Origin of the sequence: Marinobacter caseinilyticus (assembly GCF_011074955.1) — a bacterium.
In the GTDB taxonomy this organism is placed as follows: Bacteria; Pseudomonadota; Gammaproteobacteria; order Pseudomonadales; family Oleiphilaceae; genus Marinobacter; species Marinobacter caseinilyticus.
In genome coordinates, this window is the sequence record NZ_WUQJ01000002.1 from 1 (window position 1) to 22,148 (window position 22,148).

At 54.6% G+C, this 22,148-nt stretch carries 20 protein-coding genes; 15 read left to right on the plus strand and 5 right to left on the minus strand.

The window, feature by feature from the left end; translation table 11 throughout:
* Window positions 1-138: 138 nt before the first annotated feature.
* Complete coding sequence (locus GRX64_RS00085; RefSeq protein WP_166263152.1) at window positions 139-573, plus strand: REP-associated tyrosine transposase; 435 nt, start codon at window positions 139-141, stop codon at window positions 571-573.
* A 282-nt stretch (window positions 574-855) separates the two neighbouring features.
* Here the strand turns inward: GRX64_RS00085 and GRX64_RS00090 are convergent, their stop codons facing one another.
* Window positions 856-2,367, minus strand: coding sequence for a flagellin N-terminal helical domain-containing protein (locus GRX64_RS00090; RefSeq protein ID WP_166263153.1), 1,512 nt, complete (start codon window positions 2,365-2,367; stop codon window positions 856-858).
* A gap of 379 nt (window positions 2,368-2,746) precedes the next feature.
* Between GRX64_RS00090 and GRX64_RS00095 the strand changes: the two genes are divergently transcribed.
* The 6 genes from GRX64_RS00095 to GRX64_RS00120 all read left to right on the plus strand — a co-directional run bounded on the left by GRX64_RS00095 (window position 2,747) and on the right by GRX64_RS00120 (window position 9,765).
* On the plus strand, window positions 2,747-4,261 hold the full coding sequence (locus GRX64_RS00095) for a flagellin N-terminal helical domain-containing protein (protein ID WP_166263154.1): 1,515 nt from the start codon (window positions 2,747-2,749) through the stop codon (window positions 4,259-4,261).
* Between the two features lie 72 nt (window positions 4,262-4,333).
* Window positions 4,334-4,765, plus strand: a complete 432-nt coding sequence (locus GRX64_RS00100; protein ID WP_166263155.1) for a flagellar protein FlaG — start codon at window positions 4,334-4,336, stop codon at window positions 4,763-4,765.
* A gap of 232 nt (window positions 4,766-4,997) precedes the next feature.
* On the plus strand, window positions 4,998-6,980 hold the full coding sequence (gene fliD / locus GRX64_RS00105) for a flagellar filament capping protein FliD (RefSeq protein ID WP_166263156.1): 1,983 nt from the start codon (window positions 4,998-5,000) through the stop codon (window positions 6,978-6,980).
* A 36-nt stretch (window positions 6,981-7,016) separates the two neighbouring features.
* Window positions 7,017-7,424, plus strand: a complete 408-nt coding sequence (gene fliS / locus GRX64_RS00110; protein WP_166263157.1) for a flagellar export chaperone FliS — start codon at window positions 7,017-7,019, stop codon at window positions 7,422-7,424.
* 257 nt (window positions 7,425-7,681) lie between these two features.
* Window positions 7,682-8,464, plus strand: a complete 783-nt coding sequence (locus tag GRX64_RS00115) for a substrate-binding periplasmic protein (RefSeq protein ID WP_166263158.1) — start codon at window positions 7,682-7,684, stop codon at window positions 8,462-8,464.
* An 86-nt stretch (window positions 8,465-8,550) separates the two neighbouring features.
* Complete coding sequence (locus tag GRX64_RS00120; protein ID WP_166263159.1) at window positions 8,551-9,765, plus strand: argininosuccinate synthase; 1,215 nt, start codon at window positions 8,551-8,553, stop codon at window positions 9,763-9,765.
* Between the two features lie 67 nt (window positions 9,766-9,832).
* Here the strand turns inward: GRX64_RS00120 and GRX64_RS00125 are convergent, their stop codons facing one another.
* Together GRX64_RS00125 and GRX64_RS00130 are read right to left on the minus strand one after the other, a co-directional pair.
* Complete coding sequence (locus GRX64_RS00125) at window positions 9,833-10,786, minus strand: AraC family transcriptional regulator (RefSeq protein ID WP_235937464.1); 954 nt, start codon at window positions 10,784-10,786, stop codon at window positions 9,833-9,835.
* A gap of 451 nt (window positions 10,787-11,237) precedes the next feature.
* Window positions 11,238-12,209: a GGDEF domain-containing response regulator gene (locus tag GRX64_RS00130; RefSeq protein WP_166263161.1), complete on the minus strand. Its 972-nt coding sequence runs from the start codon at window positions 12,207-12,209 to the stop codon at window positions 11,238-11,240.
* 252 nt (window positions 12,210-12,461) lie between these two features.
* On the opposite strand from GRX64_RS00130, the gene GRX64_RS00135 reads away from it, so the two are divergent.
* Both GRX64_RS00135 and GRX64_RS00140 read left to right on the plus strand, forming a co-directional pair.
* Window positions 12,462-12,944 carry a YajQ family cyclic di-GMP-binding protein gene (locus tag GRX64_RS00135; RefSeq protein WP_166263162.1) on the plus strand — a complete coding sequence of 161 codons (483 nt, stop codon included), beginning with the start codon at window positions 12,462-12,464 and terminating at the stop codon, window positions 12,942-12,944.
* Window positions 12,945-12,985: 41 nt separating this feature from the next.
* Entirely contained in the window at window positions 12,986-14,362 is a 1,377-nt protein-coding gene (locus GRX64_RS00140) for an AmpG family muropeptide MFS transporter (RefSeq protein ID WP_427901630.1), read from the plus strand.
* Window positions 14,363-14,382: 20 nt separating this feature from the next.
* Here GRX64_RS00140 and GRX64_RS00145 read toward each other — a convergent pair whose 3' ends face one another.
* Window positions 14,383-14,715, minus strand: coding sequence for an MGMT family protein (locus GRX64_RS00145; protein WP_166263163.1), 333 nt, complete (start codon window positions 14,713-14,715; stop codon window positions 14,383-14,385).
* The gene (locus GRX64_RS00150) at window positions 14,696-15,457 is read right to left on the minus strand and encodes an SDR family oxidoreductase (protein WP_166263177.1); all 762 of its coding nucleotides are present in this window, start codon (window positions 15,455-15,457) and stop codon (window positions 14,696-14,698) included. Before GRX64_RS00150 ends, GRX64_RS00145 begins: the two co-directional genes overlap by 20 nt.
* A 110-nt stretch (window positions 15,458-15,567) precedes the next feature.
* On the opposite strand from GRX64_RS00150, the gene GRX64_RS00155 reads away from it, so the two are divergent.
* The 6 genes from GRX64_RS00155 (at window position 15,568) to gspD (ending at window position 22,066) form a co-directional block, all read left to right on the plus strand.
* Entirely contained in the window at window positions 15,568-16,092 is a 525-nt protein-coding gene (locus tag GRX64_RS00155) for an FxsA family protein (protein ID WP_166263164.1), read from the plus strand.
* Between the two features lie 163 nt (window positions 16,093-16,255).
* Complete coding sequence (groES, locus tag GRX64_RS00160; protein ID WP_166263165.1) at window positions 16,256-16,546, plus strand: co-chaperone GroES; 291 nt, start codon at window positions 16,256-16,258, stop codon at window positions 16,544-16,546.
* Between the two features lie 104 nt (window positions 16,547-16,650).
* Window positions 16,651-18,303, plus strand: a complete 1,653-nt coding sequence (groL, locus tag GRX64_RS00165; protein ID WP_166263166.1) for a chaperonin GroEL — start codon at window positions 16,651-16,653, stop codon at window positions 18,301-18,303.
* 158 nt (window positions 18,304-18,461) lie between these two features.
* Window positions 18,462-19,256, plus strand: coding sequence for a type II secretion system protein N (gene gspN, locus GRX64_RS00170; RefSeq protein ID WP_166263167.1), 795 nt, complete (start codon window positions 18,462-18,464; stop codon window positions 19,254-19,256).
* Window positions 19,256-20,092 carry a type II secretion system protein N gene (locus tag GRX64_RS00175; protein ID WP_166263168.1) on the plus strand — a complete coding sequence of 279 codons (837 nt, stop codon included), beginning with the start codon at window positions 19,256-19,258 and terminating at the stop codon, window positions 20,090-20,092. Before gspN ends, GRX64_RS00175 begins: the two co-directional genes overlap by 1 nt.
* Before the next feature lie 39 nt (window positions 20,093-20,131).
* A complete protein-coding gene (gspD, locus tag GRX64_RS00180; protein WP_166263169.1) occupies window positions 20,132-22,066 on the plus strand; it encodes a type II secretion system secretin GspD in 1,935 nt (644 codons plus the stop codon).
* Window positions 22,067-22,148 lie beyond the last annotated feature (82 nt).

The following is a 22,148-nucleotide window of genomic DNA, read 5'->3' on the forward strand; positions in this document are numbered from 1 at the left end:
TACATTTGGCGAGTCAGGGGAGTCACGTAGCAGACGCTTCAGCTTCTGAGAACCCTGCCGGGGTGTTAATGTGTCGAGGCAACCTCAGGACCAAACCGCCTACAATCAATAAAATCGTTAACTCCAAGGATGGGGTATATGGGTTACAAAGACGCAGTCCGTCACCGCTACTCTATTGTCGGGCAGGAATACCTACTCACAACTTGTACCCAAAACAGGAATCCGATATTCCATAATTTTCAATCCGCCCGCTCAGTCGTTAGGGTCATGCGGCAATTGGAAATACAAAACCAGGCCATCATCACCTGTTGGGTAATCATGCCAGATCACATCCATCTGTTACTGCAATTAAAAATAGAGAAAGAGCTCTCTGGCGTGGTCGCATTACTTAAAGTGAACGCCTCAAAATTCGCGGGTTTCCATATTCCCTGGCAAAAAGGCTTTCATGAAAGGGCACTGCGCAATTACGAAGACCGGCGAACAGTCGCCCGCTACATAATAATGAATCCAGTCCGTGCCGGGTTAGTCAGATCCATTCGCCAGTATCCCCACTGGGACTCCTCGTTCCTGTAGCAGACGCTTTAGCTTCTGAGCACCCCGAATGGGGTGCCGATGTGTGCGGGCAACCTCAGGCACCTGACGGCGCCCCCGAAGCTGAAGCATCGGCTACATTTGGCGAGTCAGGGGAGTCACGTAGCAGACGCTTCAGCTTCTGAGCACGCCGCAGGGGTGCCAATGTGTTGAGGCAAACTCAGGCGCCTGACGGCGCCTCCGAAGCTGACGCACTGGCTACGGTTTCCTGCGGACACAAAAAAGGGTCGGCGAAGGCCGACCCTTTGGCAGTCACGTTGGGTCTTAGCCCTGCAACAACTGCAATACCTGCTGCGGTCGTGCGTTGGCCTGCGCCAGAATAGATAAGCCTGCTTGCTGAAGTACCTGGGTTCTGGCGAGTTCAGCGGTTTCTGACGCGAAGTCGGCATCCCGGATGCGTGATCTGGCGGCCGACAAGTTCTCTGAGGTTGTACTCAGGTTAGCAATGGTCGATTCGAGGCGGTTTTGAGCTGCACCAAGATCAGCTCGAATGCCGCTGATGATTTCAAGGGCTGCATCAACCACTGCCAGAGAATCGGTCGCACCCTGGAACGTACTGATGTCAATACTGCTGATATCTTCCTTGGTTGAGCCTACGGCTGTGTCAGCCACGACGTTTAGCACGCTGCCTGCAGCTGCGGCAACGTCAGATCGGATGGCGAAGCTGACCGATGAGTCAAACGTGATTTCTCCGGACGCTCGTGAGCTGTCGGTCACGGACGCAGCCGCACCGTCGAGAGTAATCGCAGAGGCATCGAGTTCAGCGCCCCCCCGGAAGCTGGCGGTGGTCGTAGCGGCATTGGTGGAAAAATCTTCAACCAGAATATCCTTGCCTTCCTCTTGAACCAGAATCAGGCGACCGTCTTCAACTTCTGCTGTAATACCGGTTTTTCCAGACGCTGCGTTAATCTCCCGGGCCAGTGGCCGCAAGTCTGCGACATCATCAATCTGGGCGGATATCGTCGCTTTTTCACCACCGCTGGAGACCGTGAGGGAAAAGGTGCCAGGCCCACCCAGGCCAAACAGTTCTGCCGTTGTTCTTGCTTTCGCCTCGACGCCAGTGCTTTCGATTGATGCATTGACGGCCGCGGCAACCTCTTCAGCGGAGTCGCCTGCATTGATGGTGATGTCGGCTTGGCCCAGTGAACTGGAAACAGTCAGGATTTGGGCACCAATGGTATTGGCAGCAGAAGCATCTGCAGCTGCCAGCGTGACGGAACCGGTACCCTGCTGCGCGGTGGCGTTGGATGCGTCGACAGTGTTATTGGCAAGATCGGTCGTTCTTGCGCCAGCGATTGAAACGGCAATCGTCTGATTTTCGTTGGCGCCGGCCTGGAACTTCTGGGCCTGGAAGGAGCCATCCAATAACTTGAGGCCGTTGAATTCGGTGGTCGTGGCGATTCGCTCAAGCTCTTGTTTGAGCTGGTTGACTTCGGATTGAAGTGCGCGCCGGTCAGAGGCCGAGTTGGTGGCGTTGGCCGATTGCACCGCAAGTTCACGAATGCGCTGCAGTATATTACCCGACTCGCCGAGTGCGCCTTCTGCGACCTGAGCGAGAGAGATGCCATCATTGGCGTTACGAACTGCCTGATTCAGGCCGTTGATCTGGGAGGTGAACCGTTCCGAAATCGCCAAGCCAGCGGCGTCGTCTTTCGCCGAGTTGATGCGAAGGCCTGATGACAGGCGCTGCAACGCAGTATCGGCGTCCCGCTGTGAGGCATTGAGATTGCGCTGGGCATTCAGTGAAGCCGTATTGGTATTGATGATCTGAGGCATGTCGTTCTCCTTACTCAGAGAAGCCGGAAGCGAAGTGCCCGATCAAAAAGAGGCGCCCTACCGACCGAAGTTCAAAAATTAAACGCTCGTGGGTCGGGTATAGCGAAGGCTGTGCCAGTTTTTAATTATTTTTATATGACATTGAATATAAAGAGTTATTTTTATTTATTTTGGGAGGTGTGTCGGCCACTTGCCGCAATTGAGGCAAAGACAAGGGAAGGTAATTGCCGCTTTTACAAACGTTAACAATATTTCGTTAATTAATTTTAAAGGAATATCAGGTGATGCCGTTAAGCATTACAGCAGGGCGGCGGCCAGCATTAAGAGAGCGGGCGCCAGGCCTCTTCCAAGAGTAAATAAACGGTTTAGGAGAAGTACTATGGCTCTCGGTATCAACACCAACGTCGCATCACTGTCTGCTCAGAACCAATTGGGCAAATCTCAAAGTCTTTCTGACCAGGCGCTTCAGCGTCTGTCTTCAGGCCTGCGCATCAACTCTGCAAAAGACGATGCAGCCGGTCTGGCCATCTCAACACGCTTTCAGTCGCAGATTTCTGGCCTGAACGTTGCCCAACGTAACGCCAACGATGGCATCTCTCTGTCCCAGACAGCCGAGGGCGCCCTGGAAGAAACCACCAACATTCTCCAGCGCATCCGTGAGCTGAGCGTACAGTCTGCCAACTCCACCAACTCAGCCTCCGACCGGTCTGCGCTGCAAGGCGAAGTTAACCAGCTTAAACAGGAAGTGGATCGTATTGCCTCCAGCACGCAGTTTAACGGCCTCAACCTGCTTGACGGCAGCTTTACCGCTCAGAGCTTCCAAGTTGGTGCCAACGCGAACCAGACCATCTCAGTGTCGGTTTCCGGTGCTCGTGGTGCAGACTTGGGTAACAACACCGTTGTCGGCCAGAGCGCAACGTCCGTCAGTCAGGGTACTGGTTCGGTGTCCGTCGTCGCGACCGATCTGACGGGTGCTACTAACACGATCGCAGCTCAGGATATAACGCTGTCCGGTCCTGAAGGTTCCCAGATTGTCAGTCTGGCAGCCGGTGATACCGCAGAGTCGGTTGCCGCCAGCATTAATGCTGTAACGGGCACAACCGGTGTGACCGCAGACGCTTCTACCGAAGCGACACTGTCAGGCTTGTCCGCCGACGGCACCGTATCATTTACCCTGGGCAGCGGCAGTGGCGCGGCGACCATCTCTGCGGCGGTCACCAGTGCCGACCTGAGCGCGCTGGCAAAAGCCATTAACGATACTTCCGGTACAACCGGTGTAACCGCAAAGGCGAACGGTGGCGAAATCACCCTGACCCAGTCGGACGGTAAAGACATTCGTATCGAAGACTTCGCCAGCAGTGGCGATGCCGGTGAAACCATCGCATTCCAGGGCAGTGGTGACCCGACTGCCGTCACGTTGACCGGTCCCACGGGCGGCGCAGGCGCAACTGACAGCGCAATTGCGTCAGGCCAGGTAAACTTCAGCTCTGCTGGCAGTTTCTCGGTCAGTTCAAGCGTTGATGAAACTGCGGGAAGCATTCTCGAAGCCGCGGCCAATGCGGTTGTGGGTTCAAACCTCCAGTCAGTATCGTCCATCGATATTGGCACGGTCACCGGTGCCAACGACGCGATTCGGATCGCCGATGCAGCGCTTGAGCAGATCAGTGGTATCCGTGCGGACCTGGGTGCGGCTCAGAACCGTTTCGAGTCGACGATCTCTAACCTGGCCACCACCGCTGAGAACCTGTCAGCGGCCAACAGCCGGATTCTGGATGCGGACTTTGCAGCAGAAACTGCCAAGTTGTCCAAGGCCCAGGTGCTGCAGCAGGCAGGCATCTCGGTTCTGGCACAGGCTAACGCCCGTCCTCAGCAGGTTCTGTCTCTCCTGCAGTAAGCGGAGTAATGCGGTAAAGGTCGGCTCCCTCGGGGGGCCGGCTTAACGCCGTTTAAAGGAGTGGGGTGATCTATGAATGACGTAAATCTGAACAGCCCGGATTTGAAGCTGGTTCGTACCAGTGAACAGGCTCCGGCTCGGGCGTCGGCGTCACCTCGGAACGAAGGAGCACAAGCGAATGCTTCTGCTCAGGCAGCGCCATCGGCTTCCAGGCTTTCCTCGACTGACGTGCAGCAACCCTCCAGGGTAGAGCGGCTTCAGGAAAATCGTGAGGTCCAGCGGGAGCAATTGAACGATGCTGTTACGCGTTTGAACGATTTTGTTCAGACGGTCCAGCGGGATTTGCAGTTTGAAGTGAATAACGACTCCGGTAAAACGATCGTCCGAGTGGTTGATCAGGCGACCGATAAAGTTATTCGCCAAATCCCTGACGATGTTGCTTTGAGGTTGGCAGAGAACTTGCAGCAGGATGAACCGCTGACATTATTCAATATTGAGGTGTAACAATTTGCCGGTTTACCCCGGTATTGAATGATGGACTTTCAGCACCGCCGCCTTCACCAAGAGGCTGGCGGTGTTTCTGTTTAAGGGGTTGCGGCGGCTTTATAACCACAGAAGCGGCCAACGGTGCGGCCGGTAAGCTCGGCTACAATTATTTACAGCGTATGGGCAAAGTTTTGCCGCATGCAGCCGATAACTGAATAGACACGTTAATGGGCCTTGAGAGGCACAAGCTATGGCAGGCATTTCATCACTCGGTATTGGGTCAGGGGTTTTAAGTTCCGACCTGGTTGATCAGTTGGTTGCTGCGGAGCGCAAGCCGACGGAGTTTCGTCTCGACTTCAACCAAAAACGAACAGAAGCGCTGATTTCAGCTTACGGTACATTGCGCAGTGCCGTGACAGAGCTGCGCTTGCCCATGCGTCAACTGAGTGCCCCAGACAATCTGAAAGCCTTTTCAGCGTCCTCTTCAAATGATGATGTTGCCGTTACCGTTGATAGCAGCAAGGCCAACCGGGGTACCTACACCGTTCAGGTCAACAGCCTCGCGCAGTCCCAGTCACTGGCGTCGGGTACATTTCTGGATAAAGATGCAACGGCTGTCGGTACAGGGTCTTTGACGATTCAAGTCGGTGACCAGTCCCAGACCATTAGCATCGATAGCACGAACAACACGCTGCAGGGCATTGCAAATGCCATTAACGACGCCGACTTAGGCGCGACGGCCGGGGTCATCGATACCGGCTCTGGTTTTCGTCTGGTGATGTCCTCCGAAGAAACGGGCACCGCCAACGCGATATCCATTACTGCTAATGACACCGATGGCAACAACACAGATGCTTTGGGCCTGTCACAATTCGTTTTCGACGGCACCACATCGAATATGACGGAAACCGTGGCCGCGCAAGATGCCGACCTATTAGTGAATGGCATCAGTATAACCCGGTCGACCAACACCATTGAAAACGTCGTGGACGGTCTCAGTTTTGAGCTGACCGCGGAAAATGTTACCTCCATCGTAAAGGTTAATCAGGATACCGACGCCGTCGCTGACCGGGTTCAGGCATTTGTTGACAAATTTAATGGGTTTCAGCAGGTGATCAAAGGGTTGGCAGGGTTTAACGCCGAATCGGGCCAAGGTGGCCTGTTGTCGGGTGATTCAACGGTCAGGAATATACAGAATCAGCTTCGCAGTGTGCTGACCAACATCGTTCCGGGGCTGGAGAATGCGTCGGTCCGAAGCCTTGTCGATGTCGGTATCACCACCAATTTCGAGAACGGTGAGCTGAAGTTTGATCGGGCGAAGTTTCAGGAACAGCTGAAGAATAACCCGGATGACGTCACCGCTTTGTTTGCGGAGCAAGGCCGGACCACAGACGCACAAATCGAGTTTGTTCGCAGTGGCGTTGATTCAAAGCCCGGTGAGTATGCGATTAACATCACCCAACTGGCGGCCCGGGGGAGTTTACTAGGCGCCAACGCAGGCGCTGCCGATGTTCTGATTGATGCCGATAATGATGATCTGACGTTTCGTATCGACGATACCACGACGGCTAGCATCAAGCTGACGGCCGGATCCTATACCCGGGATGCGTTGGCCGCTGAAATACAGGCACAATTGAGCTCCAATACGGCTCTTAACTCTGCCGGGCGTTCCGTGTCGGTTGTGTTCGATGCAGGTACAGGTGCGCTGAGCTTTACGTCCGGGAAATACGGCGGTGAATCCAATGTCAGTTTGACGGCAGTGGACACTAACTCGGCGGCGCTGCTGGGCCTTTCGGTGCAGACGGGTGTTGCAGGTCAGGACGTGGCCGGTACGATCGGGGGGCAACTCGCCACCGGCGATGGCCAGGTATTGTTTGTGGACGGTTCGCGCGGGGATGCTGCGGGCCTCCAGGTTCGGGTCACAGGTGGTTCGGTTGGAGCGCGCGGTGCACTGAATTTCATTGAAGGCATTGGTGAGCAAACCGTCAACCTGGTGACCAATATTCTGGGTGAGAACAGCGGGCTTGAGAATCGTTCGGACAGTCTGCAGAAGGAACTGGATAACATCGCCCAGGAGCGTGTGCGACTGAATCAGCGTATTGAGTCCTATCGAGAACGCCTGGTGGCTCAGTTTAGCGCTGCCGACTCGCTGATTGCTCAACTTAACAGCACCCGCGATTACGTCACGCAACAACTGGCTGCTTTGGCGCCACAGAATAATCGGGACAACTAAGCCCTTTACTCGATAGGGCTAACGATGAGGTCGACTATGAACGGTTTACAAGCGTACCAGCGGGTCAATACCCAAACCAGCATCACCGATGCGGACCCACACAAACTCATTCAGTTGCTGTATAACGGTGCGCTTGAACGTATCAATATGGCCAAAGCCAGAATGCAGGCGAAAGATATCGAAGGTAAAGGTAAGCTGATCAGCAAGGCCATCGACATTATTGGCGGGTTGCGCAGCTTTCTGGATTTTGAGCAAGGTGGGGAACTGGCTAAACAACTTGAGGCGCTCTACGATTATATGGAGCGTACGTTGTTTGAGGCTAACAGACACAATGATCCTGCCAAGCTCGAAGAAGTGGCCGCACTGTTGCGTCAGATCAAAGACGGCTGGGACGGTATTCGTAGTGAGGTTGTACAACAACCGTCACCACAAGAGGTTGGCTAGTACCCAGCCTGATGTGGCACTGACAGGCGGTGTGCAGGTGACTTCTTGGGATATTGAGCAATGAACCCAACGGACGGTGTCTCGGGCCTGGCTTGCCTTTTTGGCGGTTGGGCTTTTTCATTTGTGGTCGTGAGTAAATTGCCAGCGTGAAGTCATTATTAAAGCGGGGCCCTTGAAGGCAAGGGTGGATGGGTTGGCCCAACCCGGTCTTTTTGATCGGTATCGGGTTTGTATTCATGGGAAATGAGCGTTTATAGATGAGTTCCATTGGCCTGGCCCCCGCTAAACGTCTTTTCCGTGCCCATTGTCTGGTCTTTACACTGGTGCTCAGCCCAGCATGGGTGTTGAGTGCGGAATCCCCAGAGCGATCGGCTGCTCTCTCAAGTGCCCTGTTTGCAACGGCGGACGTCTGGCCCTGGGCCTACACAGATGATGATGGCCAACCAAAAGGCATGCTGGTTGAGTTTACAGATCGAATTGCGGCCATTGCGAATATTCCGGTAATCAATCATTTAAGACCTCACCGCCGAGCCATTGCTGAACTGGGCTCAGGTGAGTCGGATTTTGTCGTGTTATTCCAAAGCCCGACCGCCGATGCAACAGGAATCTGTATTGCCAGAGTAGTCTCCGTGGATATCATTCTCGCAACATTGGCGAAAAAGGGTCCGGCGTTGTCGCTGGAAAGTTTGACGGATGAGTCCGTAGGCTATATCCGTGGCACTTATTATGGCGAAGCCTTCGAGAACGCCCGGCAGATGAAGAAGGTGCCTGTCAGTAACCTGGGGCAGGCCGTTGATATGCTGATGCTCGGGCGCATTGATGCCGTCGTTTCCAGTGACCAGGCGCTCTATCACACGTTGGAAAACAAAAAGATACCGTCTTCCAGATTCCAGACCGACACTGTGATCAGTAAACACAAAGCCTGTTTGTATCTGTCCCGTAAGTCGGATCACCCGGAGTTTCGCAAATCGATTCAGGACGCTGTCCGGCAGTTGGATGAAAACGGCGAGCTGGACGAACTATTCCGTCTACCTGAATGAGCCTATCTGGCCGCGAGGCCGCGACTACCGTACAATAAGCGCCCTCAATTTGAGTTCATCCATTCTGTTCAGTCTGGAGCAAGGGCATGTCTGACATTAAGAAAGTGGTACTGGCGTATTCCGGCGGTCTTGATACCTCGGTTATTGTTCGCTGGTTGCAGGATACGTATAACTGTGAGGTGGTGACGTTTACCGCCGATCTGGGCCAGGGCGAAGAAGTAGAGCCCGCGCGAGCCAAAGCTGAGGCGCTGGGTGTTAAAGAGATTTTCATTGAAGACCTGCGGGAAGAGTTTGTGCGGGATTTTGTGTTCCCTATGTTCCGCGCCAATACGGTTTATGAGGGTGAGTACCTGCTGGGTACGTCCATTGCTCGTCCGCTGATCGCCAAGAAGTTAATCGACATTGCCAACCAGACCGGCGCCGATGCAATTTCCCACGGTGCTACCGGTAAAGGTAATGATCAGGTTCGTTTTGAGTTAGGCGCTTACGCTCTTAAGCCGGGTGTCCACGTCATTGCGCCGTGGCGTGAATGGGATCTGAATTCTCGAGAAAAGCTGTTGGCTTACTGCGCGGAGCGCGGCATTCCAGTGGATATGCAGAAGGGAAAGTCGCCTTACTCAATGGATGCCAACCTGCTGCATATTTCTTATGAAGGCATGGTGCTGGAAGATCCTTGGGCCGAGGCTGAAGAAGAGATGTGGCGCTGGAGTGTGTCGCCGGAGCAGGCGCCGGATACGCCGACTTACATCGAACTGACCTATGAAAAGGGTGATATTGTCGCGGTCGACGACCAGCCGATGAAAGCACACGAAGTGTTGGCGCATCTTAATAAGGTTGCTGGCGCCAATGGCATTGGACGGTTGGACATTGTTGAAAACCGGTACGTGGGCATGAAATCCCGGGGGTGTTATGAAACACCGGGCGGAACGGTTATGTTGCGTGGTCACCGCGCCATAGAGTCGATTACGTTGGATCGCGAAGTGGCGCACCTGAAAGACAGCATCATGCCACGCTACGCTGAAGTGATTTATAACGGTTACTGGTGGTCGCCTGAGCGGGAAGCCCTGCAGGCGCTGATCGACCAGACCCAGACTTACGTCAACGGCACGGTCAGGCTCAAGCTCTACAAAGGTAGTGTGGACGTGGTCGGGCGCAAGTCCGATGATTCCCTGTTTGACGAGAAAATTGCGACCTTTGAAGACGATCATGGCGCTTACGATCAGAAAGACGCGGCAGGCTTTATCAAGCTTAATGCGTTGAGGTTACGTATTGCCGCAGGCAAAGGGCGTAAGCTGTCCTAATGTCTGACGTCTGACGTCTGACGTCTGATGTCCGGCGGGCGGAGCAACACTTCGCCCGCCGGACACGTCAGCCCACCAGTTCCTGCCGAAACTCCCCGGGCGTCCTGCCTGTGTTCGATTTAAACTTTCTGTGAAAAGATGTAGTTTCACTAAACCCGAGCCGCAGGGCGATGTCAGGTATTGGTAATTGGCTGTTAGTGAGGTAGTCCTCGGCCATGGCTTGCCGCACTTCATCAAGCAGCTTCTGATACGACACGCCCTCCTGGCTGAGTTTGCGCTGCAATGTGCGGCTGGTCATGCCAATTTGTTCCGCAATCACGTCCTGGCGTGTAATGCCGTGCAACAGTTGTTGTTGAATACCGTGTTTGACGCGGGTGGTTAAGGCGGTGTCCGTATCCAGGGTCGTCAACTGGTTCTGTGCGTGCGTTTCCAGCGTCTTGCGCAGTGTGGAGTCTGGTTGTCTCAGGGGCATGGACAACAGGCGCCGATCCATAAACACGGCGTTCTCTCCAGCCTCGAAGTGAACCGGGCAACGCCACCGTTCGGTGTAAGCCTGTTCTTGTTCTGCCCCGGGTGAGCGCCGTTCAAGATTCACCCGGACCGGGCAGGCGGTCTGGTTGTCAGCCAGCCAGCGGGCGTAATTGATCCAGGACGCGAACACATTGTCGACCAACTGAGGACGAACGGTTGGATCAGTGTACGCACACCGCCACACCAGTCCTATTTGGTCGTCATCCGTGGTGATGTGAGTGATGCCCATATCACCGACCAATTTTTCAAACGGTGTTATGCATGCCACCGCTTCGCCCAAGGTTGCGCAGCTCATGGTGATATAGCCCAGCACACTGTAAGAGCCGGGTTGAACAAAATCACCGGTCTCAAGTCCGAGAATCGGATTGTCACTTTCGTGGCAGAGCAAATGGATGAAGTGCTGGAATGCGTCGCCGTCTACCCGGCCGTCGTCGGACGTCAATAGCGTCGGTGAGAGTCTGGCTGCCGCCAGTATCGGGCCTATATCCATTTTCCACGCGGTGGCAGCGCGAGCATATTGCCGCAAAGCGGCCACGGAAGCTGAACCAAGGTTGGGCATCGGAATCGTCAGACTTTTATGTTGGTGAAATGCGTCAGCAAAACGACTGGGCAAGCAGCAACACACAGTATAGATGATTTGGTTTTAGCGAAGGGAAAGAATAGGGCAATGAGGCCTAACCCACTACTGTCAGAATACAAAAAGGCCAGCTTATGGGCTGGCCTAAATATAAGGAAAGAACGAAAGTGCCTGAAAAATTCGTTACTTTTTGTGGACTCTCCCATTTGGTGACGGAGGGACAACTTAACTCCTCCGTCATGGGGGATACTGCTTAAATCCACCATTCGATAATAGAGTTTGGCACCTTCAAAGTCTGTGCGTGATGTGTGTCGCCGTGTTACGAATTGTTTGAGCCGACGCCAAGAGATTGGCGCTCGGATTCTCAAACATTGGCAGATAAATCCGGCGCGATTTCAGTGAAGCGTCGGGTTTCATAGGCTTCGACCAGGCCCTGAACAGCTGCCCGCTCCATTTCCTGAACGGAGGGCGTACCTTTCTTGGCATCGGCCTTGCAAAGCACAATGCCGGCTTCAACGGAAATATAGCCGGCGGTTGTTTTCAGTGCCTTATGGTTAATACCATCAAATACCCTGCGAAATGTGGTGGTTGTGCAAAGGTCGCTGTGGGAAAAGTGGGCAATGATGGCGTACTGGTTATCGCCAACCCGGCAAAGAGCATCCATCGGCCGGATTAGGTGGGTCAGGCGCCTGCCAATGCCCAAGGCCAATTCGCTCATAATGGCAGCGCTGTGTTGCCGCTTCAGGGCTTGCCAGTTCCGAATGCCGATCAGCACATACGCGGATGCGCCACCTCTGGCCTCGGCCTGTCGGAGGCTTTTACCGAGCTGTTCGCGAGCGTAGCGGTTATTGCACAGCCCGGTTTCGAGATTGATGATGCTGCTGGCTTCCAGTTCCCGGTTATTTTCCATCAGGAGAGAATTCGCGACCAGCAATGTGTTCTGGCGATCCGCCATGCGGTCAGCAGCGAAAATCCGGGAAATCAACTGCTTGCTCATGTCTGACTTGTAGATAAAATCGTCAACACCCCGGTCAAACGCCTCAGACAACGCTTCGACGCTTTCCTTGGCAGTCAGGAGAATCACATACGTGTAGTGGTTGTCTTGCTCATCGAGTTGCCGGACCTTGTCGGTTAATTGTAACCCGTCCATTTCCGGCATCAGCCAGTCAGCAATCAGCACGCTGACGGACCGGTCTTCTATCAGCGCCAACGCATCCGGTGCGTTGTTGGCGACCCGCACATCACGGTAACCGGCATTGCGCAAGGCGCGACTAACCACCATGCTGCTGAATTTGGCGTCATCAACCACAAGGATTGGGAGATCGAGATTTGGCATTGTTGTCTACTACCCACACGTCCATTGTCAGATGCGGTGCCGGCGTTGTCTTGGTATGCTTTGGCACCTTCGTGGAACTGCCGGAGCTTCTGATGAAACGCAAAAGCTGTACGAAAGTTCGAGCGTGAGCGCCATTATAGCCTTTTAACAGAGCTGTGCCGTCCATAAATTTAGAACATGCGGATTGAATCGCCTATTCAGTGTCAGTTCCTGGTTCGGGCGTGATACTTTCCGCACTTTGGGAGTTTGACTATGCCATCCTTTGATATTGTTTCCGAAATAGATATGCACGAGGTCACCAACGCCGTCGATCAGGCCAAGCGCGACTTGGGTAACCGGTGGGACTTTAAAAACGTCGATGCCTCGTTTGAGCTTGATGATAAGGGCATTACCCTGAGTGCGGAGCAGGAGTTTCAGCTGGAACAGCTAATGGACATGTTGCGAATGGCCTTTGCCAAACGCAATATCGACGGCCGGGCCATTTCCGAAGACGGCGATAGCAAATCCGGTAAGCTGGTCAAGCAACACTTGGTGTTACGCCAGGGTATCGAAACCGATCAGGCCAAAAAGATCGTGAAGATGATCAAGGATGCCAAACTCAAAGTGCAGGCCGCGATCCAGGGCGATAAAGTCCGTGTGACGGGCAAAAAACGGGACGACCTCCAAGATGTCATGGCCATGCTGCGTGAGTCGGATCTTGATCTACCGCTGCAGTTCAATAATTTTCGCGACTGAGCGGGAGCTCCCCCATCATCAATCAAGCGCGATCGCAATCCATTAAAGACGCTTTCTATACCTTCACGCGTTGGCAGGTTGTCGCCCTGCTGTTCCTGGGATTTTCGGCTGGCCTGCCTTTTCTACTGGTCTTTTCCACGCTCAACGCCCGTCTCGCGGACGTGGGCGTTGAAACCGCCACGATTGGGTTTTTTAGCTGGCTGGGGATTACGTATTCAATCAAAGTCGTTTGGGCGCCCATAGTCGATCGCCTGGCGCTACCGGTATTGGACCGTATGTTCGGTAAACGCCGGAGCTGGATGTTGTTGGCGCAAACCGGGGTGGCCACAGGGCTGGTGTTGATGGCGAATGTGGACGCCGTCGCAACCCCCACGCTGATGGCGCTGTGCGGGTTGTTAGTGGCGTTTTCGTCGGCTACTCAGGATGTCGCGATTGATGCCTATCGCATAGAAGTTGCGGAACCACGACTGCAGGCAGCGCTTGCCGCCATGTATATATTTGGCTATCGGCTGGCATTGCTGGTGGCGGGTGCCGGTGCTTTGTACCTTGCTGAATTCTGGTCATGGCAGGTGTCCTACGAGGTGATGGCGCTGCTCGTGTGCGTTGGCGTGGTCACCGTACTGCTTATAAAGGAACCCGAGGTCAATCACTTTAGTGCCGCCGCGGATATGGCGGAGGCGGTGTCGAGAGAAGTCGGCAAGCGAGGCCATCTTCCACCTCGTCTGGCCCGAATCGCGGGCTGGTTTTCGGCGGCGGTAGCGGGACCGTTCCTGGATTTTTTCCGACGTTACCGCGAGCTGTCCCTGCTTATTTTATTGCTGGTGGCGTTGTACCGGGTGTGTGATATTTCCATGGGTGTGATGGCAAACCCGTTCTACCTCAGCTACATGGGCTTTTCTAAAACCGATGTGGCGGATGTAACCAAGATTTTCGGCTTTTTTATGACCATTGCCGGGTCGCTCCTCGGCGGGCTTCTGGTGGTGCGTTATGGGGTTCGGCCGGTATTACTGGCAGGCGCCGTATTAACCGCTGCGAGCAACCTGCTCTTTGTCCTGATTGCCCAGCAGCCCCCCGATTTGGTGGGATTGGCAATCGTCGTGAGTGCGGATAACCTGAGTGGTGGTATTGCCAATGTCGCGTTGATCGCGTGGTTGTCCAGTATGACCAGTGCGGCATTTACCGCGACTCAATACGCCTTGTTCAGCTCCCTGATGACATTGCCTGGCAAGTTCCTTGGTGGTTTTTCCGGGATGGTAGTCGCCAGCTACGGCTATATCGAATTCTTCCTGATCTCAAGTTTGATGGGCGTGCCCGCCATTTTATTGGCCTGGTGGATGCTGCGCCATGGGTCGCGCCTGGACAGTTTGTCGCCGGCGAATATTGCCGAAGGGCAGGGGAGTCAGCAGCCCAGCACCTGAATTTGTGGGTCAGTGGGCTGTTAAGGCGTCCAGCCAAACTGCTTCATGGCGACTCTGCCATTCAAGACGTCCACTCCTTCGCTCTTCAGGCGCTGGCATTGTTCCGCGTATCGGCTTGAGTCCGCTGGAAAAGCGATGCGGCCATCGCTCTTCAACACGCGGTGCCAAGGCACGTCAGAGCCGTCCGGTAGCCGGCTCATAGTGCGCCCAACAAAACGCGCCAGGCCTTCCAGGCCCGCAAAGCGGGAGACCTGACCGTAGCTGGCGACCCGTCCCGGTGGGATGGCGCAGACAACCTGCCAGATCATTTGCTCCCGGGGTGCCGGGTTCGGGTCAGAGGCGAAGCGCGCCATCGACTTCAATCATCCGGCCCGACAGGTACTCGTTTTCGAAGATGAACGCCGCGGTCGAGGCAATTTCATTGGGCTGGCCCATGCGTTTAAGCGGGATACCCGCCGTCATCTTTGCCAGCGCTTCCGGTTTCATGGACACGGTCATGTCAGTTTCAATGAAGCCGGGAGCGATGCCCATAACGCGGATGCCATAGCGTGCCAGCTCTTTCGCCCAAACCGGTACGAGTGCCGATACGCCCGCTTTTGCTGAAGAGTAGTTGCTTTGGCCCATATTACCGGCGCGAGAGATGCTGGCGATATTGATAATGGCACCATGATCGCCATTCTGGATCATGTGCGTGGCGGCTTCGCGACCGCAGAGGAAGACCCCGGTCAGATTGACATCGATAACGGACTGCCATTCCGCCAGGCTCATACGCTTGACGATCTCACCCTCTTTGGATTTGATCATCAGGCCATCCCGGAGTATGCCCGCGTTGTTGATCAAACCATTGAGCTGGCCAAAATCCCGGTTAATGGCGGCAAACGTGGATTCAACCTCCTGCTCTTTTGCTACATTGCACACGTAGGCCTTGGCATCGCCCCCGGCGGCTTTGCACGCGGCCACGGCCTCTTCGAGCTTGTCTGGCATGAGATCGATGAGTGCAAGTCTGGCGCCTTGGGTGGCAAAATACTCTGCCATGGCACGACCGAGACCCTGGCCGCCACCGGTGATTGCAATCACGGAATCTTGAAGTTTCATCATGTGCCCTAACTAAGACTGTAAGTTGAGGCGCAAAAGTATATCAGACAACGGGGCCGTAATAGTCGGGTCCACCACCCGTAAGACACGCATACGAAAAGGATGGCTACATGGGCATTTTCTTATTGCTGTTTATCGTCATGCCAATTGTTGAGATGGCCATCCTCATAAAGGTTGGTGCGGTGATTGGTGCACTCAACACCATTGGCCTTGTTCTGTTGACGGCCGTTATCGGAGCGGCCTTATTACGTCATCAGGGCTTGGCAACGCTACTCAAAGCGAACCAGCGCCTCAATAGCGGCGAGTTGCCGGCGAAAGAAGTGGCAGAGGGGCTGATTTTAGCCGTTGGAGGTGCACTATTGCTTACCCCGGGCTTTGTGACCGACACCGTGGGGTTCCTATGTTTGCTTCCAGGCACCCGGCATTGGCTTGCAAGTCAGGCGCTTAAGCGCATGGTCGTGGCGACCGGCCGTGCGCAAAGTTTTCAGTTTACGGCCGGTCAACGGTCGCCGTTCGGTGCTGGGGACCCGTTTGGCCGGCCCGCGAGCAGTGACGACGATGTGATTGAAGGAGAGTACCAAAACGAGGGTAATCCGAACGCCGATAAGGGAGCGGATCGTCTCGAAAAAAAGTAAAAAAATTTTAGGTCTGGGCGTTGAAAACAAGCGCGTGGCCCCAACATAAGAATCACAAGTTTGCGAGGGCGGATAAGCGCCCTTAAAACAGGTGCTTATCGGCTCTGGCTATTCATGCAAACGTCATGGCCAAACACAATCTGACTATTGGAGACATCGAGCAATGAAAATTCGTCCGTTACACGATCGTGTTGTCGTGCGCCGTAAGGAAGAAGAAGAGAAAACCGCAGGTGGCATCGTGCTGCCGGGCAACGCAAAAGAGAAGCCATCCCAGGGCGAGGTAATCGCGGTGGGCAATGGCCGTATTCTCGACAATGGCGAAACCCTAGCACTGGCAGTCAATGTTGGTGACACCGTGGTCTTTGGCCAATACGCCGGCAACACTGTGAAAATCGAAGGTGAAGACCTGCTTATCATGAGCGAAAACGACATCTACGGGGTGCTGGAGAAGTAATACAGCCAGCAGAATCATTCAGTCCGGCGGCCTGGAATAGCCAGGTGTCCGGATTAGAAAGTATCGAAACGATGATTGGGTTCAACGAATAGGAAATTAGAGATATGGCAGCTAAAGACATTAAGTTTGGTGATAGCGCACGTAAGCGCATGGTTGCAGGTGTCAACATTCTGGCCGACGCCGTCAAAGTAACGCTGGGCCCCAAAGGCCGTAACGTCGTGTTGGACAAGTCCTTTGGTGCACCTACCGTAACAAAAGACGGTGTATCCGTTGCCAAGGAAATTGAACTGCGCGACAAGTTTGAGAACATGGGCGCCCAGATGGTCAAGGAAGTTGCTTCCCAGACCAACGATACTGCTGGTGATGGCACCACGACTGCGACTGTGCTGGCCCAGGCTATCCTGAATGAAGGCATCAAGGCCGTTACCGCGGGCATGAACCCGATGGACCTCAAGCGTGGCATCGACAAGGCAACTCAGGTTGCTGTGCAGGCGATTCGCGCTGCGTCCAAGCCTTGCGACGACAGCCGCAACATCTCCCAGGTTGGCACCATTTCCGCCAACGGCGACGAAACCATTGGCAAGATCATTGCCGATGCGATGGAGCGTGTGGGCAAAGAAGGTGTTATCACGGTTGAAGAAGGCCGTGGTCTGGAAGACGAACTGGACGTTGTCGAAGGTATGCAGTTCGACCGTGGCTACCTGTCTCCTTACTTCATCAACAATCAGGACAACATGTCCGCCGAGCTGGACGAGCCCTATATCCTGCTGGTAGACAAGAAGATCTCCAACATCCGCGAGCTGCTTCCAGTTCTGGAAAGCGTTGCCAAAGCAGGCAAGCCGCTGATGATCATCGCAGAAGATATCGAAGGCGAAGCGCTGGCAACACTGGTTGTCAACAACATGCGCGGCATCGTTAAAGTGGCGGCCGTGAAGGCGCCTGGCTTTGGTGATCGCCGCAAGGAAATGTTGCAGGACATCGCCATCCTGACCGGTGGTACGGTGATCTCTGAAGAAGTAGGCCTGAGCCTCGAGAACACCACACTGGATGATCTGGGCACTGCCAAGCGTGTCAACCTCACCAAGGAAAACACCACCATCATCGATGGTGCCGGTGCACAGAGCGATATCGAATCACGTGTTGAGCAGATCCGTAAGCAGATCGAAGACAGCAGCTCAGATTACGATAAAGAAAAGCTTCAGGAACGTGTGGCCAAGCTTGCTGGCGGCGTAGCCGTTATCAAGGTAGGCGCAGGCTCAGAAGTTGAAATGAAAGAAAAGAAAGCCCGTGTTGAAGACGCGCTGCACTCCACTCGTGCCGCAGTCGAAGAAGGTATTGTCGCCGGTGGTGGCGTGTCCCTGATTCGCGCGCTCAACGCGTTGACCGAAGTGACGGTCGATAACGAAGACCAGAAAGTGGGTGTTAACATCCTGCGTCGCGCCATGGAAGCGCCACTCCGTCAGATCGTGACCAATGCCGGTGGTGAAGCCTCGGTTGTGGTCGACAAGATCCGTCAGGGTGAAGGTTCCTTTGGCTTTAATGCCACCTCAGGCGAATACGGGGACATGTTGGAAATGGGTATTCTTGACCCAGCCAAGGTAACCCGTTCAGCTCTTCAGGCAGCGGCGTCCATTGCCGGTCTGATGATCACCACAGAAGCCATGATTACCGATGAGCCAGAAGACGAGAAGTCTGGCGGCGGCATGCCGGATATGGGCGGCATGGGTGGTATGGGTGGTATGGGCGGCATGATGTAATGTCAGCACTGCCTTCAGGCACCTTTGCCTGATACCTGAAAAGCCCCGCACATTGTGCGGGGCTTTTTTGTTACCTTTGTCATGAACTTACCCCATAGCTTTGTTAGACTCAGGCTCCAGCGCGTGTATTGCGAGCCATTTTTTCCCTGTGAAACCGTATGACCGAATCCCCTACATCGCCTTTTCTACGTCCTGCTAAAGTGGTTTGGCTGACGCTTGCCGGGTTACTGGTTTACCTGGTTGCGTTGGTCATCTTGCTGCCTGCGGGATGGCTATGGCATTGGATTGAGCCCCATGCTGGGCTGCCGGACCAAGTGCGTATTCATCAGGTATCGGGGCGTGTCTGGGAAGGCGAGGCGGGCATTTACTTCAACAACCGGCCCTTACGAGTCGGTTGGCGTTTGGGCATGCCTGACGTTTCAAAACTGGGGCTTCCTTTGAGCTTTTCAGTTGAGTCTGCTTACTCCCAAGTTGAGGGTCGTCTTGATGTTTCGTGGCCCGGCAGCGCAAAAGTGTCAGCCGGGGGACTCATCAAGGTACGAGAATTTGAAGACCTTATACGCAGAAGTGGAGGCGCAATGCTTGAAGGCGATGTCGCCATTGAACGACTGGTGCTTGAATGGCGTGACGGCGCATTTGGCGATGGTCGAGGCGTGGCTCGGTGGTCTGGCGGCGAGGTGACCTGGCCCATGGGTGACGGCGTGCAAAGTGCCCAATTCCCGCCGATGGAAGCGGTGCTGAATGCCGCTGCAGGTCAAGTGTCATTGAAAGTGTCTGAACAGGGCAAAGACGAGCCGGTGGCACTGGCTGATATCTTTCCGGACGGCATGCTTGAAATTCAGGTGTTTAAACGCATGGTTGACCTGGCCGGCCAGAGCTGGTCAGGTGCTGCGCAACCGGGAGATACCATTTTCCGGGTTCGTCAGCCGTTGCTGCCTGGAGGGCGTCAATAATGCCGCGCTCAGCGACTGCCGCCACCATAAAATGGTCTCGTCGGCTGGCCAATGGCTTGTTACTGGGACTGGTCATCTACTTCGCCATCTTTATGGCGCATTTGACCTGGATGGTCGCCTGGCATGACCGTCCGGTGAGTCTGTTCAGCCCGAGTTCAGGGGCAGACACGCTTGGCTTTCAGCGCCAGGGATCATTGGCTACTTATGAATTGTTTGGTCGCCCTCCCAGTGGTACCCCAGTGGCGGCGGTGGTTCGAAAAACTGCCCCTGAAACCCGGCTCCGGCTGCGGCTGGAAGGCGTACTGGTTTCAGGGCAGCCTGAGTTGTCCGGTGCTATAGTTGCAGGTAGCGATGGCGTCACGGCCCATTACCGTGTCGGCGAGACTTTGCCGGGAAACGCCGAACTGGTCGAAGTGGAGGCTGGGCGAATTCTGATTCGGCGCAATGGTGCCTTTGAAACTCTAACCTTTGAGGACTCCGATGCTGGCGAATTGATCGCTCAGGAGGAGACTGTCACCGGCCCGTCACCGGACGATATTGTCGAGCAGGCCAAGGCCCGACTGGACGAGCAGGGCACGGAAGCACTGGTTGCATTCGGATTAAGCCCGGTACAGGATGGCGCAACCCAAGGCTATGTTTTTAATGGTTCCAATGCCATGCTTACGGCGCTCAGCCTCAGGCAGGGAGATGTGATCACGGCGATCAATGGTAATCCGCTGGGTGATTTTGAGCAGGATCGGGCGTTGCTGGAATCCTGGCGGACGGAAGCCCAGTTGGATATAGAAATAGAGCGTGATGGCGCGCGCTTCACGGTAAGTTACGCGTTGCCTCAGTAATATAAAAACGAGAACATCGATACAGGACGCGATCGTTGCATGATTAATCTGAAAAGACCCTTCCTGAGAGCTGTACTGCTTCTCTTGCTGATGCCTGTTGTGACCATGGCCCAAGAGTCCGAAGGCACTTGGCGGCTTAACTTGAAAGATGCGGATATTCGGGCATTTGTCACTCAGGTGGCTGACATAACAGGCTATAGCTTTGTTGTGGATCCGCGCGTGAAGGGTAAAGTCACGGTGCTGTCCAGTGCACCGATGAATAAGGACGAAATATACGATCTGTTCCTCGCAGTGTTACAGGTGCATGGTTTTACCGCCATTCCTGGCGAGGAGGTCATTAAGATTGTTCAGCAAGTGGACGCCAAGCAGTCTGCAGAATCCTTGAGTCGATTCACCGAGATTCCATCGGAACAATTAATCACCCGGGTGATACAGGTGGACAATGCCAATGCCCTGGAATTGGTTCCTATCCTGCGGCCTTTGGTCGCCAAATACGGCCACCTGGCAGGCGTGGCCGCCGCCAATGCGCTGATTGTGAGCGATCATTCGGCCAACATACAGCGAATCGAGGGTATTGTTCGCGAGTTAGACAGTCCGTCCAAATACGAAGTCGAAGTTATCCAACTGGAAGAGGCCTGGGTAGGTGATCTGGTCACGCTCCTGCAGGAACTGGCACCGGATGAGCTGGGTAAGGGGGGCAATGAAGGCGCCCGAAAATACAGTGTCACGGCGGATGAACGCAGTAATCGTCTGATCTTGAGGGGTGATGAAACGTTTCGAGATAAAATGCGTGGCTTGATTCGAAAACTGGATCAGCCATCAGCGACCGGCGGAAGCACCAAAGTGATTCGCCTGAGCCATGCCGACGCCAAAAACCTGACAGAAATTCTAAAAGGTGTCATGGGCGAGCTGGCAAAGGAAACAGAAGGCGGAGGAACGTCACCGGGACGCAGCACCAACTTTTCAATTTTCGCGGATGAAGGGCTCAACGCACTGGTCGTGCGGGGTGAGCCGTCCATGATGCAGGAAGTGGATCTGATTGTGTCGCAGCTCGATGTTCGCCGGGCGCAAGTAATGATCGAGGCCGCCATTGTGGAAATCAGCGATGAGCTGGGACAGGACCTTGGTGTCCAGTTTGCAGTCGGCGATGAGTCTGGAAGTTCAACGCCTGTTCTCGGGACCAATTTTGGCAATGTTGGGAGAAGTCTGGGCGAGGTGATCGGTGCGATTGTTTCAAACCAGGTGATTTCGCCCGCGACTGGTGGCATCACTGTCGGTGCCGGCCAACGTAATGACGACGGCGTGACCTGGGGGATTTTACTTCAGGCGCTGTCAACCTCTGCCGCGGCCAATCTGTTGTCGACGCCCAGTATCATTACGCTGGACAATCAGGAATCCGAGATTATCGTGGGTCAGAACGTGCCGTTTCGAACCGGACAAACCACCAATACCAGCGCAGGCCTCAACAACCCTTTCACCACCATTGAACGCCGTGACATTGGTTTGACCCTGAAGGTAACGCCGACCATCAGTGCGGACGGTCTGGTCCGGTTGGTGGTTGAGCAGACCACCGAAAACGTGGCTGACAGCATTGAAGATGCGTCCGACATTGTGACCAATAAGCGGGAGATCAAAACCACTGTTCTGGCCGACGATGGGGAGACCATTGTCCTTGGCGGGTTGATGCGCGAGGATTACCAAGTCAACAAGAGCAAGGTGCCCTTGCTGGGCGATATTCCATTCCTGGGGCGTTTGTTTTCATCAGAGTCAGAGCGATTGGTTAAGCGGAACCTGCTGGTCTTCCTGCGCCCGACCATCATGTTTAATAAAGGCGATACCGTTGCCGCGACCAATGAGAAATACAATGGCCTCTGGGAAGTGAACCTTGGCATTCGCAAAAAGCTGGGCTTGCCGACGCCTGATGAAAAGCCCGGGATTGAATCGATATTCCAACCCGGCAGTGTTACAAAATAAGCGCCGTTGGGCCTGGAGAATGCCGACCTTCAATGCTCCGCTCACCAGCACTGGGAAAGAAAGAGCCTGCCCGAGAGCAAGC

Excerpts from the sequence above, each read along its gene's own strand:
- groL (WP_166263166.1), top strand. The coding sequence starts at position 16,651 with ATGGCAGCTAAAGACATTAAGTTTGGTGATAGCGCACGTAAGCGCATG.
- GRX64_RS00100 (WP_166263155.1), top strand. The coding sequence starts at position 4,334 with ATGAATGACGTAAATCTGAACAGCCCGGATTTGAAGCTGGTTCGTACC.
- GRX64_RS00175 (WP_166263168.1), top strand. The coding sequence starts at position 19,256 with ATGCCGCGCTCAGCGACTGCCGCCACCATAAAATGGTCTCGTCGGCTG.
- groES (WP_166263165.1), top strand. The coding sequence starts at position 16,256 with ATGAAAATTCGTCCGTTACACGATCGTGTTGTCGTGCGCCGTAAGGAA.
- GRX64_RS00125 (WP_235937464.1), bottom strand. The coding sequence starts at position 10,786 with ATGGATATAGGCCCGATACTGGCGGCAGCCAGACTCTCACCGACGCTA.
- fliD (WP_166263156.1), top strand. The coding sequence starts at position 4,998 with ATGGCAGGCATTTCATCACTCGGTATTGGGTCAGGGGTTTTAAGTTCC.
- GRX64_RS00135 (WP_166263162.1), top strand. The coding sequence starts at position 12,462 with ATGCCATCCTTTGATATTGTTTCCGAAATAGATATGCACGAGGTCACC.
- GRX64_RS00090 (WP_166263153.1), bottom strand. The coding sequence starts at position 2,367 with ATGCCTCAGATCATCAATACCAATACGGCTTCACTGAATGCCCAGCGC.
- GRX64_RS00115 (WP_166263158.1), top strand. The coding sequence starts at position 7,682 with ATGAGTTCCATTGGCCTGGCCCCCGCTAAACGTCTTTTCCGTGCCCAT.
- GRX64_RS00155 (WP_166263164.1), top strand. The coding sequence starts at position 15,568 with ATGGGCATTTTCTTATTGCTGTTTATCGTCATGCCAATTGTTGAGATG.
- fliS (WP_166263157.1), top strand. The coding sequence starts at position 7,017 with ATGAACGGTTTACAAGCGTACCAGCGGGTCAATACCCAAACCAGCATC.
- GRX64_RS00145 (WP_166263163.1), bottom strand. The coding sequence starts at position 14,715 with ATGGCGCGCTTCGCCTCTGACCCGAACCCGGCACCCCGGGAGCAAATG.
- gspD (WP_166263169.1), top strand. The coding sequence starts at position 20,132 with ATGATTAATCTGAAAAGACCCTTCCTGAGAGCTGTACTGCTTCTCTTG.
- GRX64_RS00095 (WP_166263154.1), top strand. The coding sequence starts at position 2,747 with ATGGCTCTCGGTATCAACACCAACGTCGCATCACTGTCTGCTCAGAAC.
- GRX64_RS00130 (WP_166263161.1), bottom strand. The coding sequence starts at position 12,209 with ATGCCAAATCTCGATCTCCCAATCCTTGTGGTTGATGACGCCAAATTC.
- GRX64_RS00150 (WP_166263177.1), bottom strand. The coding sequence starts at position 15,457 with ATGAAACTTCAAGATTCCGTGATTGCAATCACCGGTGGCGGCCAGGGT.
- GRX64_RS00120 (WP_166263159.1), top strand. The coding sequence starts at position 8,551 with ATGTCTGACATTAAGAAAGTGGTACTGGCGTATTCCGGCGGTCTTGAT.
- GRX64_RS00085 (WP_166263152.1), top strand. The coding sequence starts at position 139 with ATGGGTTACAAAGACGCAGTCCGTCACCGCTACTCTATTGTCGGGCAG.
- gspN (WP_166263167.1), top strand. The coding sequence starts at position 18,462 with ATGACCGAATCCCCTACATCGCCTTTTCTACGTCCTGCTAAAGTGGTT.